This window comes from Rhizobium sp. LEGMi-198b (assembly GCF_054114205.1).
This window is the reverse complement of record NZ_JBSYVH010000003.1, coordinates 712,691-728,726: the sequence shown is the minus strand read 5'-3', so window position 1 is coordinate 728,726 and position 16,036 is coordinate 712,691. Positions and strand designations below refer to the sequence as shown.

Annotated in this window: 13 protein-coding genes; 5 read left to right on the top strand and 8 right to left on the bottom strand. The window is 59.4% G+C overall.

Going from position 1 to position 16,036, the window contains the following annotated elements; all coding sequences use genetic code 11:
- Positions 1–135: 135 nt before the first annotated feature.
- The 3 genes from ACXHXG_RS16200 to ACXHXG_RS16190 all read right to left on the bottom strand — a co-directional run bounded on the left by ACXHXG_RS16200 (position 136) and on the right by ACXHXG_RS16190 (position 4,154).
- On the bottom strand, positions 136–1,503 hold the full coding sequence (locus ACXHXG_RS16200; RefSeq protein WP_457899955.1) for an acetyl-CoA hydrolase/transferase family protein: 1,368 nt from the start codon (positions 1,501–1,503) through the stop codon (positions 136–138).
- Positions 1,504–2,495: 992 nt separating this feature from the next.
- The gene (locus ACXHXG_RS16195) at positions 2,496–2,798 is read right to left on the bottom strand and encodes an alkylphosphonate utilization protein (protein WP_283052551.1); all 303 of its coding nucleotides are present in this window, start codon (positions 2,796–2,798) and stop codon (positions 2,496–2,498) included.
- 468 nt (positions 2,799–3,266) lie between these two features.
- Positions 3,267–4,154 carry a LysR family transcriptional regulator gene (locus ACXHXG_RS16190; protein ID WP_457899954.1) on the bottom strand — a complete coding sequence of 296 codons (888 nt, stop codon included), beginning with the start codon at positions 4,152–4,154 and terminating at the stop codon, positions 3,267–3,269.
- A 173-nt stretch (positions 4,155–4,327) separates the two neighbouring features.
- On the opposite strand from ACXHXG_RS16190, the gene ACXHXG_RS16185 reads away from it, so the two are divergent.
- Positions 4,328–5,068, top strand: a complete 741-nt coding sequence (locus tag ACXHXG_RS16185; protein WP_457899953.1) for an alpha/beta fold hydrolase — start codon at positions 4,328–4,330, stop codon at positions 5,066–5,068.
- A gap of 302 nt (positions 5,069–5,370) precedes the next feature.
- On the opposite strand, the gene ACXHXG_RS16180 is transcribed toward ACXHXG_RS16185, so the two are convergent.
- Positions 5,371–6,090, bottom strand: a complete 720-nt coding sequence (locus ACXHXG_RS16180; RefSeq protein WP_457899952.1) for a GntR family transcriptional regulator — start codon at positions 6,088–6,090, stop codon at positions 5,371–5,373.
- A gap of 156 nt (positions 6,091–6,246) precedes the next feature.
- Between ACXHXG_RS16180 and ACXHXG_RS16175 the strand changes: the two genes are divergently transcribed.
- From ACXHXG_RS16175 to ACXHXG_RS16160, 4 genes are read left to right on the top strand one after another with little or no spacing between them, the layout of a single operon-like run.
- Positions 6,247–7,062: an ABC transporter ATP-binding protein gene (locus tag ACXHXG_RS16175; RefSeq protein WP_457899951.1), complete on the top strand. Its 816-nt coding sequence runs from the start codon at positions 6,247–6,249 to the stop codon at positions 7,060–7,062.
- Between the two features lie 13 nt (positions 7,063–7,075).
- The gene (locus ACXHXG_RS16170; RefSeq protein ID WP_457899950.1) at positions 7,076–8,071 is read left to right on the top strand and encodes an ABC transporter substrate-binding protein; all 996 of its coding nucleotides are present in this window, start codon (positions 7,076–7,078) and stop codon (positions 8,069–8,071) included.
- Positions 8,072–8,081: 10 nt separating this feature from the next.
- Entirely contained in the window at positions 8,082–8,852 is a 771-nt protein-coding gene (locus ACXHXG_RS16165) for an ABC transporter permease (protein WP_457899949.1), read from the top strand.
- A 12-nt stretch (positions 8,853–8,864) separates the two neighbouring features.
- Complete coding sequence (locus ACXHXG_RS16160) at positions 8,865–11,237, top strand: hypothetical protein (protein WP_457899948.1); 2,373 nt, start codon at positions 8,865–8,867, stop codon at positions 11,235–11,237.
- A gap of 159 nt (positions 11,238–11,396) precedes the next feature.
- Here the strand turns inward: ACXHXG_RS16160 and ACXHXG_RS16155 are convergent, their stop codons facing one another.
- The 4 genes from ACXHXG_RS16155 to ACXHXG_RS16140 all read right to left on the bottom strand — a co-directional run bounded on the left by ACXHXG_RS16155 (position 11,397) and on the right by ACXHXG_RS16140 (position 16,036).
- The gene (locus ACXHXG_RS16155; RefSeq protein ID WP_457899947.1) at positions 11,397–12,644 is read right to left on the bottom strand and encodes an SfnB family sulfur acquisition oxidoreductase; all 1,248 of its coding nucleotides are present in this window, start codon (positions 12,642–12,644) and stop codon (positions 11,397–11,399) included.
- 32 nt (positions 12,645–12,676) lie between these two features.
- Entirely contained in the window at positions 12,677–13,471 is a 795-nt protein-coding gene (locus tag ACXHXG_RS16150; RefSeq protein WP_457899946.1) for an ABC transporter ATP-binding protein, read from the bottom strand.
- A gap of 90 nt (positions 13,472–13,561) precedes the next feature.
- Positions 13,562–14,896, bottom strand: a complete 1,335-nt coding sequence (locus ACXHXG_RS16145; RefSeq protein ID WP_457899945.1) for an ABC transporter substrate-binding protein — start codon at positions 14,894–14,896, stop codon at positions 13,562–13,564.
- Between the two features lie 96 nt (positions 14,897–14,992).
- Positions 14,993–16,036: a branched-chain amino acid ABC transporter permease gene (locus ACXHXG_RS16140; RefSeq protein ID WP_457899944.1), complete on the bottom strand. Its 1,044-nt coding sequence runs from the start codon at positions 16,034–16,036 to the stop codon at positions 14,993–14,995.

Here is a 16,036-nt window from a genome sequence, read left to right as displayed (position 1 = left end):
CTTTAGAGTTTTGAGGTGCGGCACGGGCGTCATCATACGTGCTGCAGAGGAATCCACAAAGAACAGATCCTCGGTTCCCTTCAGTGATGACGTTCCATGTTCTTGAAGGGTACCCGAACCGACGGCCTTCTCGTCTCAACGGCGGGTGTCTAAGCGTTGTGAATTCAACACGGTATCAGCATAAAACCCAGCCCCATGGGCTGCCCGATCCAGCTCCTCGCGGAAATCCGGGTGGGCCAGCGCAATCAGTGCCCTTGCTCGCTCGGCCACGGACTTGCCCTTGAGGTTCGTCCATCCATATTCCGTGACGACGATATGCGTGTCGTTGCGCGATGTCGTCACCGGCCCGGTCAGTGCCGGAACAATGCGCGAGAGCGTGCCCTTCGCCGCGGTGGAATGACAGGCGATGATCGACCGCCCTCCCCGCGAAGCATAGGCGCCACGCACGAAATCGACCTGACCGCCGGATGCACTGAACTGCCTGCCGTTCATGAATTCCGAATTGCATGCCCCATTCAGATCGATCTGCAGCGTCGCGTTGACTGACACAGCCCGGTCGTTCCGAGAAATGACGAAAGGATTGTTCACATAGTCGACAGGATGGGCTTCAATGTCCGGATTGTTGTGCAGGAAGTCGTAAAGCGACTGATCTCCCAGCGCAAAGGTGAAGATCGACCGCCCGACATGTGTCTGCTTGCGGCTATTGTCGACGACGCCCGCCTTGACCAGATTGGCAAGGCCCACCGTCATCATTTCCGTATGGATGCCAAGGTGGCGATGTTGCGAAAGCCGCGAACACACCGCATCCGGCAAGGCGCCGATACCCATTTGCAGGCAATCGCCGTCTTCCACCAGGCCTGCAACGATCGCACCGATGGCATCGTCCACTTCATTGCTCGGAGCGGCCGGCAGGATCGGCAGGCCGACGTCATTTTCGACCACCGCCGTGACGACCGATACGGGGATCATGCAATCGCCCCGCACGTAGGGCATCTTGGCATTGACTTCGAGGATCAGCCGAATTCCTGGCTTTCGCGATACCGTGAGCGCATAGTCGGTACTTGCGCCGAGGCTGAAATTGCCATCCGCGTCCATCGGCGCGACTATTGCAATCAGGGTATCTACTCCGACGTGCTCCACCAGAGAGCGCGGCACCTGGCTGAAATGGCAGGGCACCAGGTCGACAGCCGGCAATGCTTCCGCCGATCGCCTCTTGTCGAGCGCACGCTCCACGCCTCCGTGAAAGTAACTGATCGGAATGATCCGGTGGCAGAGGTCGAAATCGAAGACGCTGGTTCCCGCAACGCCAGTACAAAGAAGATAGTGGAGCCGCACATTGTCGACGGCTCCCGCCCGAGCTCGCTCGGCCAATGCCGCAAGAATTGCAGGCGGCTGACCGGCAGCTATCGGCATCGCCACCTTCGCGCCAGACGGGATCAGAGCGACGGCCTCCTTTGCGGATCTCAGCCGTTCGCGATACTGCATCTGATGGATAGTCGTCATTAGGCCCTCCTCCCGCTGCTATTTTTCAGAATAAATCAGCATCGATTTCCATGTTCACATCCTCACCGGCATTTACGACGGTTGCGGGCGTTTTCGTCTGCCGCAAAACACGCTTTATCAAAGCAGCGATCATGCCCTCATAGCAATTCCTGCACAACATCCAGCGAGGATACGGTTGAGCGCATGAAGGCGAAGAATTTCGCTCGATCCATGAGGTTTTCTTTCTTAAGAGGGATACGGCCGCGTGAAGAGCCAGCCATACCGCGATGTGTCTTCAGTTTGGTTTCATCTTGCGGTGGTATCAAACCCTGCGCGAACCAAACGCCCACCCGGTAAATTGTACGCGCAGCATGAGCCATAACCGGTGCTCTGGTCCTGCCTCACTGCCACGAGGCAGGACCTCTTCATTCGACTGCGTCTCTTCCGAGGGGACAGCTATTTCCGTCCCCTTGCCATACGTTGGGAGGCCGCTAGGTCACATTACCCAGGCCAGCACTCGGAGGGATAAGTTGGTGTATGATTGGAGCGGCGTCAGGACACGCCGGATAAAGGTACTGAAGGTGGGAATTTCACTTATGATCGCGGCCGCTGCTCTGGCAGGCCCGGCGATGGTGCTGCTTCGGTCGCATCATTGAAGCCCAAGTGCCACATGCCCATGGGCGGCCTGCACAGCCGCGATCCGAAACGGCACACGCCTCAGTGGATATTAATCTCTCATTTCTGACGCAAGGAGGTTTGCTCTGGTTTAAGCACGCAGCCGGCGATCTACTGTACGTGCTGAAGCGGGGCTCCCATGCGACGGCCGGGAGTCCCGAAACAACCTTGGTCGGGAATGCGGGACTCCCGTCATCGAGCCTGGAGTTTCGCGGCCGCTATTAGGAAGTCATCGATCTGCTGGGAGCGCCTAGTGTTGATGCCGTTTGAAGCCACGTACCAAGGTTAAGCTGCAATCGGCGCATCACCAGCAGATGCCTGAATGCCAATTGCTCCGATCACCGCTTGCGCACGAACTCGGTGCGCAGGACCAACCCCTTGATCGCGTCATGCCGGCAGTCGATCTCCTCCGGGTTGTCGGTGAGCCGGATCGACCTGATGACCGTCCCTTGCTTGAGCGTCTGGCCGGCTCCCTTTACCTTGAGATCCTTGATCAGAACCACGGAGTCCCCATCGGCCAGCACATTGCCGGATGCGTCGCGGACCTCCGCAGCTTTCGCGGCCTCCGCGGCGATCTCCGAAGCCGGCCGCCATTCGCCGCTCACTTCGTCGTAGATGTATTCATCGTTCTGGTCGCTCATGTCTGCCCGCCGGGTTGCCTTGTTAACTGTGTCAGTTGCCGTCACGCTCGTAGCATGGGCGGCCAAACTTGTGTGAGCCCTCTATCTTGCAAGCGCCATAAAATCAAATCGGCTAGCGTTGTTCGAACTCGGTCGGGTGGTTGCATCAGCCTCTGGAGTGCTTCCTGTTCGGTAACTCCTGTGGAACCTGGCCCTTGTCCCACACAAAAAGCCCCTATCCGGTTAGGGATAGGGGCCAGTTGCCATGAAGTGCTTGATTTCAATCGTCGGAGGCACGTCCGACCATTGAATTAGAACATGATAATGTCGTTTGTGATATACACCCTTTGGCCTGCGGATAGGGCCTGTTCGACATAGGGGCCCTATTCTTGATGGTGCGTGTCGACCGATTTTCGTAGTGAGAAACGCGACGACAGCACCCGTTAGCGAAATTCCGGATGAGCGCAATCAGCGCTCTTGCCCGCTCGGCTACTGCAGACCGAACTTCCGAACGGCAAAATCCAGAAAGCTTCGCAGCTTCGGCGTCATCCGCCTGTCAGGTGCATAAAGCACATGCAACGGGCGGGCAGGCGGTTCGTACTCTGGCAAGAGCCTCACCAGGCGCCCGGCCCGGATTTCTTCGACCACCAGCTCGTGCGGCTGCAGTAGTACCCCCATACCGGCAACGGCAGCGGCGCGTAGCGCTTCGCCGCTGTCGGTCGAAAACCTGCCAGCGATCGGGACGGATATGACGCCACCCGGTCCCTCGAACGCCCATTGCGTTCTAAGTGATGTGTGCGAAAACACCAGGCACTCGTGCTGTTGCAGGTCTTCCGGTTTCGTCAGTTTTTCGGCCGACTTTAGATAGGAGGGTGCGGCACACAAAACCAAACGAAGAGGCGCCAGCCCTCTCGTCAACAGTCGGCTGTCCGGGAGCTCTCCAGTCCGGAAGACAACATCGAAACCCTCCTCCACAAGGTCTACGGTGCGGTTGGTCAGGCTGAGGTCCAATGACACTTCCAGGTGCCGCTTCAAATATTCCGGTATTTCAGGCGCGAGCGCGTGACTGCCGAAAGTGATCGGTGCACTGACGCGAAGTCGTCCTCGCGGGATTGAGCGGGTTTCAGCAATCAGCGCCTCGGCCGCCTCCATCTCCGCCATGATGTTCTTGGCATGATCGTAGAATATGCGGCCACTGTCGGTGAGGCTTTGTCTACGCGTGGTGCGGTTCAGCAGCTTGATGCCGAAATCCTGCTCCAGCGCCCTTAGTTGCTTGCCTGCCAATTGGGATGACATACCGAGTTCCGCGGCGGCAGCCGAAATCGAACCTGCTTCGACGGCTTTCACAAAAACCTGCATGCAAGCCAGTCTGTCCATTTGAAACTCGTCGTTTGTTATCATGATCCCGTTCGAACATTTATTCCCAATATTTTCATATGTACAAGTGCCTTCCATCTGATCGCGTTGCCTTCCGCAAAGCCTGCGGTGGGCCCAATTCAAAGGAGCACTTGATGTCATCATTCGCGAAAAAAGCAGTTGTAGCCGCCGTCATGGGCAGCACTGCGCTGGCCTCAAACGCAGCACCCACCAGTGCGTCCGAGGTCGAAAAGCCTGTCGTTGTGCTTGTGCACGGCGCCTTTGCCGACGGATCGGCATGGAACAAAGTCATTCCACTCCTCCAAAAAGAAGGGCTGAAGGTTGTTTCGGTGCAGAACCCGCTTACGTCGCTGGCAGATGATGTAGCAGCCACACGGCGCGCGCTGGACACGCAGACCGGTCCGGTCGTTCTGGTGGGTCATTCCTGGGGCGGCGTCGTCATCACGGAGGCTGGCCAGCACGAGCATGTCAAATCGCTGGTTTATGTCGCCGCGTTCGCTCCCTCAGAAGGTCAATCGGTTGCGGATTTGTCCAAGGACTATCCGGTTCCCTCGGGTTTCGCCCACATCATTGCGGATAAAGAGGGTTTCCTGACACTCAGCCTCGAAGGGGTCGCACAGCACCTAGCCCAGGATCTTCCGGCGGATGAAACACGGCTGATGGCGGCCACGCAAGGTCCTGTCCGCGGCAAGAATTTCGAGGAGAAAGTAAGCGATGCTGCCTGGAAGACGAAACCTTCATGGTACATCGTCAGCGAGCAGGACCGCATGATTCAGCCGGATCTCCAGAAAGCGATGGCAAAGAAAATCTCGGCCCATGTCGTGAGCTTGCCGGCAGGACACACGCCGCAACTATCGCAGCCTGCGGAAGTAGCAAAAGTGATTCTGGCAGCGACGGCCGATCTGTCGAAATAGTAACATGATGCGCGCTAGCATCAGCGTGCCGCTGTTAATCCATGCCTTTCGTGAGCGCAGTGCAGTCTGCGCTCACAGAGCGCACGCTTGGCAGCGTTGCGACGACTTTGCCCATCGCCAACCGGGCGCCCTCTGACGGCCTTCTGTTCAAGCGTCCACTTAGATGCAGGCCTTGCAGGGATTTGGCTTCCGCTCTGATCATTCCGCTCCACTAACAAGCGAAAGCTATAGATGACCGCTCTTGAGGAACACGAACCGTGATCCCAAGATCAGCGATGCTGAAACAGCTTGAAGTGCTCGATTTAAGCGGACATTCGATTGCCGAGGACAAATTTGTATCGCTCTGGCCGGATGAAAAATTCCGACCACTCAGCGCAGGCACCATGATCGAAATAAGAGGTTCGTTCGAGGACAAGCAAGACCGCATTTGCGGCAACGCCGATCAAGGACGATATTCGAGATGGGACAGCGCGCGCGCCGATCGCTATCTCGGCGGAGCCAATATCGGCGCCCGCTTTGTCTTTGAGGAGGGCATAGGTCGGTCGTTGTTCGGCCGTTTCCAGATCCAGCTCGGCCATGACGGCGGGCATGAGGCTTCGGCCTAGGGCTATGGGCTCGTCATCTACCATGTGAAGGCGCTCCAACAGCGCGCATTTTGCTCCGAACAACGAGACAAACGCCGACGGTGTTTCAATCGCGGTCAGTTCGACGATCCGCATCGTGGCATCGAAACCCTGCACTTTCAGCGACTCGTGAAAGCTGCGCAGGGTATCGATCTGATGGCGGACCTGCTTGCCGGCGACGAAAGTGCCCTTGCCTTTCCTACGCTCGATCAGCCCGTCCTTATCGAGCTGCTCAAGCGCAAGGCGGACGGTGACGCGGCTGACGTCGAAGCGCACCATGATCTGCGATTCCGATGGCAGTCGCCCGGAGGGCTCATATGTCCCTTCAGCGATCTCGCGACGAAGGCGATCGGCGATCTGGAGATACATCGCCACCGGGTTGTTGCGTATCAGGCTCATCTATTTTCCATCGAGGTTAAAAAGACCACGGACTCTTACAGCTTTGGAATACCGTTCTCCTTTGCCGCCGGACAAGGGAAGGCTCCGCGTTGATAACTTGTATTATAATGTATTAAAAACTGGGGCAATTCCAACGTCGGATTATTCGAACGCGATATGGCATTTGTTTCCCCAGCACGGCAGCTTTCACGCGGCGCGACCTTTTCGGTGAATGGCATGGGTTTCGCCTATCCCGAAAGCCGACGCAGTATATTCGAACGGTTTTCCCTGGAAGCCCCTCCGGGAGAATTTGTCGCGGTCCTCGGTCCTTCGGGCTGCGGCAAGTCGACATTGCTCAATCTATTGTCCGGGTTCCTGCATCCACAAGCCGGTCATATCACCATAGACAGGGCGCCGGTTGTGCCGGAGCATCCGGCACTCGGATATGTGTTCCAGTCACCCAATCTTTTCCCCTGGCTGAGCGCCCTGGAAAATGTCCGCTTTGGCCTTCGTATGAATCGCAGGGGATCGCCACAGGAGCAAAAGGCCGTCGCCCTGCATTTTCTGCGGCTTGTCGGCCTGGGAGAACATGCGGACGAACCGCCTCACCGATTGTCGGGCGGCCAGCGTCAGCGCGTCGCGCTTGCGCGCTCGCTGGCACTTGAGCCGCGCCTTCTGCTCATGGATGAACCGTTCGCAGCACTCGACGCCATGACGCGCTCTTCCCTCAACGACGAACTGCTCCGCATCTGGTCGAGCTTGGGCCAGACCGTGCTGTTCATCACGCATGACATCGACGAAGCGATCTATCTGGCGGATCGCGTCCTGGTCCTCGGTCTGCCTCCGACCGGCATCACGGCAGAAGTGACAATCGATTTGCCGCGTCCTCGCGACCAGCGAGGCACGCGAGCCAATCCTTTGTTTGCGCAACTGCGCGAACGGCTCGCCGAGCAAATCGCCGCCGTCATGATCAGCAATCAACGCATTACCTGAAGGGAACCATCCGATGAAACGCATTCTACCTGCAGCTCTTCTCGCGCTTGCTGCTGCCTGGCCCGCTGGTGCGCAGGAACCCCCGCCGCTTCGCATCGGCTGGGTCCAAGCCATGGCAAATGCGCCGGCCCTCATCGCCGGGGAGAAAGGCTACTTTCGGGAAGAGGGATTGAACGTCGAGCTCAAGGGTTTTGGCGACGGCCCCGTCATTCAGCAGGCGGTAGCGGGAGGGGAAATCGACGTGGCCTATATCGGCGCCCCGCCCGTCTATCAATGGGCCGCGCGCGGGCTCGAAGCGAAGATCATCGCCAAAGTGAACTATGGTCAGGCAGCCTTGATCGCAAAAGCGGATGGCTCCATTCAATCGCTCTCAGACCTCAAAGGCAAGAAACTCGCTGGCGTCAACAGAGGAAGCGGCATGGACGTGCTGCTGCGCGGCTTCGTCCTGAAGGAGACTGCCGGCCTCAATCCGGACACCGACCTCCAATTATCGCAGATGCCCGTGGGCAACATGAACTCCGCCCTTGATACAGGCGTGGTGGATGCAGCCTTTTCATGGGAGCCATTCATCAGTCAGTCTGTGCTTCGCGGCGCTGGTCGGGTCGTATTCGACGTGAATGGCGCCCTGCCGGGCTATCCATGGTATGTCGTGGCAGCACCTGCAAAAACGTTGAAGGAGCGGCCGGACGACCTCGTCAAATTGCTGCGGGCCAATGCCAAGGCCATCGCATTTCTCCGGGAGAACCCCGAGGAGGCCAATCGGATCATTGCCCGGAGTTTCAAGCTGGAATCGGTGAACGCCGCGGACGGAAGCGTGGTTCCGCCGGAAGCGATCGTTGCGGAAGCCAGGAAACGCCTTGGCTGGTCCGCTGAAATCGAGCCGTCCGACCGCGCCTTCATCCAGCGCCTCATCGATTACTCAGTTAACCTCGGCATTCTCAATAAGCCGTTGAACGTCGATGACATCATTGACGACAGTTTTGCCGCGAAAGCGGCCGCTCAGCGGTGAGATCCGATCGATGAAGACATTGACAGCGCGGCGGCGTTTTCCGCAGCCGTCCTGGCGCTGGGCAGCGCTTCCCTTCCTGCTTGCCGTGTGGTGCCTCGCCGCCAGCAGGGTTCCGTCTTACGTGCTGCCACAGCCCTGGGAGGTGGCAGCCGAGGGATTGCGCTGGATCCAGTCCGGCGAGCTCAGCCGCCAGTTTCTAGCCAGCTTGTTGCGTGAGTTCGGCGGCTTCGGCGCAGCTATCCTGGCGGCTCTGCTCATAGGGGTGTCCGCCGGACTTTGGCGGCCGTTCCGGGAGTTCGCCCAGCCTTTGCTCGGTCTGTTCATGGCGATCCCTCCGATTGCCTGGGCGCCGCTCTCCCTGATCTTCTTCGGCCTCGGCTATCTCTCGATCGCCGTTGTCATATTCATAGCGTCGGCTTTTCCGATGGCTTTGACGATCCAGGAGGGCGTGCTTTCCATCGGCGGTGGGGAGATACGCGCAGCCCGCATTCTGGGTGCCAAACGGTTTCAACTGCTGGCCCACGTGTATTTTCCTGCCTCCCTCCCCTTCCTGATCGCCGCATTGCGCATCGGCTTTGCGCAGGCATGGCGCGCGCTCGTCGCCGCCGAGATGATCGGCGCCTCCCAAGGGATCGGCTGGATGGTCGCGATGGGCGGGCAGGTCGGCAATTCGGCGCAGGTGCTTCTCGGCATCGCGCTGATCGGACTCATAGCGTGGCTCATGGAGAGCCTCGTATTTCGACGGATAGAGCGCAGCTACGAAGGCTGGCGCGGACAATAACGGACTTCTCCCATGACAGAGACTTTGCAGCACAAGGCATCCGAGGCCACCGCCCATTCCCCGACGGGCCTTGCCGCCTATTTCGACACCCTCCCCTTCCTCGGCCGTCTCACCTGTCAAAGACAGACGCTGACCGCGGGCGAGTGGACCGAACTGGAACTCGTCTATGAAGTCGGCGCTGTCGGTCTTGCCGATGGGGCATGGCTGAAGCTCGCCTTCAAGTTCTATTCCGATTGGGCACTGTTTCAGACAACGGACCCGACTGGCGCCAACTACGTTTCCGCCGAATATCACGCCGGGCCACTGGCTCCTGGCCAGAGTCCGGCAACTGTGCAGGCGCTGAAGGTGCGTTTCGATCAGAAGGGACACGAGCGTCCTTTCCAGAAGGCCGTTATCGTCGATGTCGTCGATGGCTACATCAATCCCGGCGACAGGATCGTCATCCGCCTTGGAGATCGACGACAGGGCGGCGCCGGTACGCGAGTGCAGACGTTCGTGGAAAAGGCCTTCCGATTCCGGCTGTTCATAGATCCGCTGGGCAGCTCGAAATTCGCCGAAGTGCCGGGCGACTGCAAGCTCGAAATCCTGGCCGGCCAGCCCCACGCCCTTCAGGTCATTGCGCCGCGCCTTGTTGGCCTCGGCCAATCCTTCGATGCGATTGTGCGCGTCGACGACATATGGGGAAACACCTGCCGCGATCGCAATTTGCGGGGCACGCTCGTGATCACCGCTCCGGACGCGACCCAACGCACAGAGCCGATCGCGCTAGCCGCGGAGGACTGGACATTCGCGCGGATTTCCGGGCTTTCCTTCACCGAAGCCGGCGAGTGGAAACTGGAAGCATGGCTCGACGGCGAACCCTTTGTCGCAGCGGCCATCGCCTATGTCCAGAGTGAAGAAGGCGCATTGCGTCCTCTCTACGCGGATCTGCACGTTCATTCCGACGACACTGTCGGAACCAACGACGCGACTTACAATCTCACCTACGGACGAGACATCGCCGGGCTTGACGTAGTGGGCTACACCGTCAACGACTTCAACATCACCGAAGCGAATTGGAACAAGGCCGTGGAAATTATCCATGGCCTCAACGAGCCCGGCCGCTTCGTCTGCTATCCGGGAACAGAATGGTGCGGCAACTCTGCAGCCGGCGGCGACCGCAACGTCGTCTTCCTTCGTGATGGCAAGCCGCGCTTCCCCTTTGATGAAAAAGGGCAGTCCCTCCGCTCTTTCGAATGGAATGAGACGACGGCCGGAACGATCCGACCCGGCGTGTGGCCAGTAGACCGGCTCCATGCCGCCTATGAGGACGATCCGGAGGGCCATTTGCTGATCCCGCATGTGGGCGGCCGGCGCTGTATTCTGGATTGGAACCATCCGGAGCTGGAAAGGCTCATCGAGATCGGTTCCGCCTGGGGGCAATTTCACTGGCTCTACACCGAGGCGCTCGCACGCGGATACAGGGTCGGCGCCTCGGCCGCGAGCGACGAGCACCAAGGCCGATGCGGCGGCGGCGCGCCGGCAACCGGAACTTTCGGTTCGCGCGGCGGGTTGACGGGCGTCATCGCAGACCGTTTCGACAGGGCCGGCGTCGGCAGCGCACTCAGGGCACGGCGCACCTTCGCCACGACAGGCGAGCGGAGTTTCGCTGTTCTGTCCCAGGGAAAGCATTTCATGGGCGACGCGTTCAACGCGGAACCTGACGAGCCGCTCTCCTACCGTCTGCTCGGCCATGCCGGCTGGGAAGAGGTTCAACTCTATGATGGCGATCGCCTCGTGTGGAGCCGCGATCTGCATGCAGAGGCCGGCCTCAGCGAACGCAACGTCCGTATCTGTTTCGGTGGCGCTCGCATCAAGGATCGCTATCGGGCAGCCTATTGGAGCGGCGATGTCGCCGTGACTGGCGCGGCGCTCCTTGATCTGTATGGGGTCGGCTTTGACCATCCTGAACAGAGCGTGTGGCGCACCGGCCTCGGCAAGCTCGGCTTTAGAACGGCAACGCACGGCGATATTGACGGAATTGAGCTCACGCTTTCGGACCTAAACGACGCTCACATTACCATCGACGCCAAACTCCACGGCTACAGCAAGATCGGCGACCCGCTTCAGCCACCACCGCATGTGCATGCCCCCGAAGCAAGGCTGGAAGTCAGTGGGAAAGATCTGATTGCAAAGGGCTCGATCACACTCAATCTGCCGGGCGTCGAGCTGCGTCTGATCGTGGAAAGGGTTACAGACCAACCGCTACCAAGAGATCTTGCGGGCGAGATTTCGTTGCACAAACTTGAACTCGATCCGGGACGAGAACACCCGTTGTTCCTGACGGCGCGTCAGCGGGATCAATCTCGAATTTGGACGTCTCCGTTGTTCTTGAAGTCTCGGTAGTTGATGCTCCTAGTTGATGGTGCAGGTCATATTGGCATATTCGTCAGCGCCCCCGCCATGTGTTTGGCAGAGGCCGCCGTATTTGTTTCAGGCTTGCTTTGCCACGAGCCTTGAGGTCTCCCACACCGCTACGACGCGAGAGACCTCTTCGGACCGTCGTCAACTCCACGCATGCAGCGGGGGCTTTTCGCCATTCAGGAAATACCTTCCGAGAATGGCGTATTTCCAGCGCACAGGGTCATGGAGCGTATGGGTGCGCGCATTGCGCCAATGGCGATCGAGATTGTGCTCGGCAAGCGTTGAGCGGGTGCCTGCCAGTTCAAACAGCTTATTGGTCGCCGCAATTGCGATTTCGGTCGACAGGATCTTGGCCTCAGCCGTTACGATCTGCGCTTCGGCGACCGTCTCCGCATTGGGGTTCAGCACGGCGCGGTCGATTGCATAGCCGGCTTTTTCCAGAAGCGCTTGCGCGGCATGCAGGCGCAGCGTCAGGTCGCCGACGGCCTGGATTGTATAGGGATCCTCCCAGGCATGATCCTGGCCGCTATCCACCCACGCCCGACTCTTGGTGCGCACGAAGGCGACCGTCTCGTCAATGGCGGCCTGTGCGATACCCGTGTCGACGGCAACCTGGATGATCTGGAATATGGCGCCATCGGCGGTCGGCACTTCATAGCCCTTGTATCCGGGCACGAGATGGGTCTTCGGCACCTTGACGTTGTCGAGCAGCACGGTGCCGGAGAGCGTTGTTCGCTGCCCGAACGAGGACCAGTCATCGATGACAGTCAGCCCTGGCGCATCGCGCTCGGCAATCGCATACCAGGCCCGCCCCTCGTCATCGAGCGCGACAATCGGCACCAGATGCGCGAGCAGTGCGCCGGAGGAGTAGAACTTGCGCCCGTTGACGACGACGTGGTCGCCGGCATCGGTGAAGCGCGTCTCGAAATCGACCGCCCGTTTGGAACCGAATTCCGAAAAAGCGTTGCCGAAGCGGGTGCCCTTCAGCACCTCGGCAAACAGAAGTTTCTGTTGGGCGGGATCCGATGCGGTCCGGATGGCAGCAACGACACCCAGATGGTTCTGAGCGATCTGCCCGATCGAGGAATCCGCTGCCGATATGATCTCGATGACCTTTGCGAGCGTTGCGTACGAAACCTCCGGGCCGCCGAAGGCTTTTGGCACATTGATGGACCATAGGCCGCTTTGCGAAAAGGCATCGAGCTCGGCGACAGGCCAAATGCGTTCGCGGTCGCGCTTGGCCGAGTCCTTCACGAATTCGGTCGCAAGCCGGCGGGCAACGGCGATTGCCTCGGCATCGTCCTTGATGACATGGGCAGGCTCGGCCGGGCGAGGAACCGCCGGTACGGCCTTGGCGGCATTTTCGGTATTGACCTGTGAGAGCGTCATGATGGTTTCTCCTTGTTGAGGATGGCGGCCGATCAGGCCGGTGGGAGGTTTGTTGCAGCGGGTGTGGGTGCGGGTGTCGATTTCTGACCGAGATAAAATGCTTTGACGTCGTCGCGCCCGCGCAACTCGGCCGCATCTCCCGAAAGCACGGCGGCACCGTTTTCAAGGACTGTCGCGCGGTCGGCATAACGCAGGGCGATCGCCGAATTCTGTTCGGCGACGAGAATGGAAAGACCACTTTCAACATTCAGCCGCCGCAGCGTCTGGAAAATGTCCTGCACGACGATTGGCGCCAGCCCCATGGACGGTTCGTCGAGCACCAAAAGCTTTGGACGTGACATCAATGCACGGCCGATCGCCGCCATTTGCTGTTCACCGCCCGAGGCGAGGCCGGCCAATGCTCGGCGCTTCTCCTTCAGCCGGGGAAAAATTGCGTAGATTCTCTCCAGATCGGCGGCGATCTCAGCGCGCGAGCTGCTCCGTCCGAGACCGCCGGAAATGAGATTTTCCTCGATGGTCAAATTGCGGAAGCAATGCCGGCCCTCGAGGACCTGCACGAGACCGGCGCGCACCAATTCGGCCGGCGTTGCCGATGTAACGTCACGGCCATCGTATAAGACGCCTCCAGCGGTAATCTCGCCGCGCTCGGCCGGAAGCAGATTCGAAATCGCCTTGAGCGTCGTCGTCTTGCCGGCGCCATTGGCACCCAGCAGCGCCAGAATCTCGCCGCGGCGCAATGTGAAGCTGACGCCGTGAAGCGCCGTGATTGCTCCATTGTAGGTCGCTTTGATCCCGTCCACGCTCAGCAGAACGTCTTTTCCAGCCATGGTCCACCCAATCTCAGTGTGGTTTCGTATGCGAGCCGGGCACCGGCAAAAAGCAGCAGGGCCGCGCTGCCGATGCCCAGCCACCGGGGCTCAGTTCGTCACGGCCTGTGCGTCTTCAGACGTGCGCAACTTGATGCCCTTTTCCTTGGCGTAGGCTTCCGAGGATTTCTCGATGATCGGCCTCAACAGAGCCCAGTCCGGCGCAATCCAATCGGATACGACGTTCCACTTCTTGCCGTCCCACTGCTGGAAGGTCACGTAGCCGTTGCCCTCGTGATTGTCCCAGGTGACGTTGATGGAATGGAACAGGCCCTTGGCGCCGAGCGCCTCGACGCGAGCCGGATCAAGCTGCAGGTGCTCGAAGCCCCAGCGGACCTCGTCGCCCGTCAGAGTCCGATGTCCGAACTTTTCCTGGGCAATACGGATCGCCTCGACGTTCAGGATACCGTTGACGATACCGAGATTGTGGTAGACGGAGCCGATGCGCTTCTTGTCTTCCAGATTGCCCTTGCCGTTGTCATAGAGCGTCTTCACGATCTCTTGGACGATCGGATATTCCGTGCCGGAGGCTTGGGTCGTGATGGCGGTATATCCCTTCGCGGCGTCGCCTGCCGGGATCACGTCCTCTTCCGAGTTAGACCAGACGTTGCCGATGATATGGTCGGCAGGAAAACCGGTCTTGGCCGCGGTTTTCAGGGCGACCGGGTTCATGACACCCCAGCCGCGCAGCACGACGTAATCCGGCTTGGCGCGGCGGATCGTCAGCCATTGTGCCTGTTGCTCGTTGCCCGGATGCGGCACTTCGATCTGCTGCAGTTCGAAGCCATATTTCTGCGACAGGAGTTCATAGATCGGGATCGTTTCCTTGCCGTAGGGCGAGCCGTGATAGAGCACGACGATCTTCTTGCCCTTCAGCTTGTCGAGACCGCCGAGCTTCGAGGCGATGTAGTTCACGATGCCCGAGGTCTCGCTATAGGGATTGAGCAGCAGCGGAAAGACATAGGGGAAAACGCGGCCATCAGTGGAATCCGTGCGACCATGGTTGATGGTGATCAACGGCACCTTGTCCTGCGTGATGCGGTCGATCATGGCATAGGCGATACCGACGGAAAGCGGGTTCCAGGCGGCAATATTCGGATTGCTCTTGAGACGCTCGTAGGCCTCGACGCCGCGTTCAACCTCGTATTGCGTTTCCGCTTCCGACCAGGTGAGCTTGACGCCGTTGACGCCGCCATCCCGCGTGTTGATGAGGTTCAGGTAGTCGATAAAACCACCGAAGAAACCTGTGCCGCCGGCCGCATAGGGCCCAACGCGATAGCTTTGCAGCGGGAAATATTGTTCATCGGCATGGGCGGCCGGTATCGCGGCCGAGACGGCTAGTCCAGCCGCAATGACGGCAGCCTTCAATTTCGCAAGCATGGTCATGTTTGGATACACTCCGGGTATTGTCCGGTGTGATGGCCGGAACTGGGTTGAACGAGCAGTGGGTTTGGTATTTTCGGAGCTTGTGCCCCAGCTTGGTCAGGCCGGCCTGTCGATGGCAGAGCCCAACCGCCTTCGGATCTTGCCCCAGAGCGAGGAAAGCCCGTCCGGTTCGAGGATCAGAAACAGAATGATCAAGGCGCCGAGCACGATGCGCTGGCTCATGTCGAGCACGCCGGAATCGAAGACATCGCCGAGCAGGAACGAGCCCAGTCGGGATAGCACGAGCGGGAAGACGACGATCAGAGCGGCGCCGAGAAAGGCGCCCCGCGTCGAGGCAAGGCCGCCGATGATGATGATGAAAAGGATCTGGAACGATCGGTCGAGGTTAAAGCCGGCCGGCTCGACGGTCCTCAGATAGGCAAAGGCCCAAAGCGCTCCCGCAACGGCGATGATGAAAGAGGAGATAGCAAAGGCCAGCAACTTGGTTCCCAGCACGGGCACACCGATGATGCGCGCCGCTGTCTCATTATCCCGAACGGCGATGAAGTTGCGGCCGGTTTGAGAGGTCGTCAGCCGATGCGCCAGGAAGGTCAGCACCACCACGATCGTAAGTGAAAAGAGATAGCGACCTACCGGGCCTGTAAATTCCACGCCCGCAAGCGTCAGAGGCGGCGCATCGATGACCCCGGAGGCAGAGTCGTTGGAAAACCAGCTAAATTTGGTGAGAGCCCACTGCACGAAGAACTGCGCAGCCAGCGTCGACACAGCAAGATAAAAGCCCTTCAATCTGAGGCTAGGCAAGCCGAAGACGATACCGATCACCGCCGCCAGAAGGCCGGCCAGCAGGATGCTGATGATCAAAGGCAGGCCATCGACGCGCAGATTGAAATTGTAAGCAGCAAAGGCACCGACGGCCATGAAGGCGGCGCTTCCGAGCGAGACCTGGCCTGCATAGCCGGTAAGCAGATTCAGCCCGAGGCCGGCAAGGCTGAGCGCCAGGAACGGCAAAAGGATCGCCTCGAACAAATAGGTCGAACCGACAAAGGGAACCACGAGGTACGCGCTGGCAAGGATGGCAATCGGTGTCAGCCAGCGGCTGAAGAGCCATGTGGGATGAAGATCGACGGTGACGACAGCCAT

Bases quoted from the DNA above. Each gene is read 5' to 3' on its own strand.
- ACXHXG_RS16190 (WP_457899954.1), bottom strand. From the start codon at position 4,154: ATGGACAGACTGGCTTGCATGCAGGTTTTTGTGAAAGCCGTCGAAGCA.
- ACXHXG_RS16180 (WP_457899952.1), bottom strand. From the start codon at position 6,090: ATGAGCCTGATACGCAACAACCCGGTGGCGATGTATCTCCAGATCGCC.
- ACXHXG_RS16145 (WP_457899945.1), bottom strand. From the start codon at position 14,896: ATGACCATGCTTGCGAAATTGAAGGCTGCCGTCATTGCGGCTGGACTA.
- ACXHXG_RS16195 (WP_283052551.1), bottom strand. From the start codon at position 2,798: ATGAGCGACCAGAACGATGAATACATCTACGACGAAGTGAGCGGCGAA.
- ACXHXG_RS16170 (WP_457899950.1), top strand. From the start codon at position 7,076: ATGAAACGCATTCTACCTGCAGCTCTTCTCGCGCTTGCTGCTGCCTGG.
- ACXHXG_RS16175 (WP_457899951.1), top strand. From the start codon at position 6,247: ATGGCATTTGTTTCCCCAGCACGGCAGCTTTCACGCGGCGCGACCTTT.
- ACXHXG_RS16155 (WP_457899947.1), bottom strand. From the start codon at position 12,644: ATGACGCTCTCACAGGTCAATACCGAAAATGCCGCCAAGGCCGTACCG.
- ACXHXG_RS16150 (WP_457899946.1), bottom strand. From the start codon at position 13,471: ATGGCTGGAAAAGACGTTCTGCTGAGCGTGGACGGGATCAAAGCGACC.
- ACXHXG_RS16160 (WP_457899948.1), top strand. From the start codon at position 8,865: ATGACAGAGACTTTGCAGCACAAGGCATCCGAGGCCACCGCCCATTCC.
- ACXHXG_RS16200 (WP_457899955.1), bottom strand. From the start codon at position 1,503: ATGACGACTATCCATCAGATGCAGTATCGCGAACGGCTGAGATCCGCA.
- ACXHXG_RS16165 (WP_457899949.1), top strand. From the start codon at position 8,082: ATGAAGACATTGACAGCGCGGCGGCGTTTTCCGCAGCCGTCCTGGCGC.
- ACXHXG_RS16140 (WP_457899944.1), bottom strand. From the start codon at position 16,036: ATGGCTGTCGTCACCGTCGATCTTCATCCCACATGGCTCTTCAGCCGC.
- ACXHXG_RS16185 (WP_457899953.1), top strand. From the start codon at position 4,328: ATGGGCAGCACTGCGCTGGCCTCAAACGCAGCACCCACCAGTGCGTCC.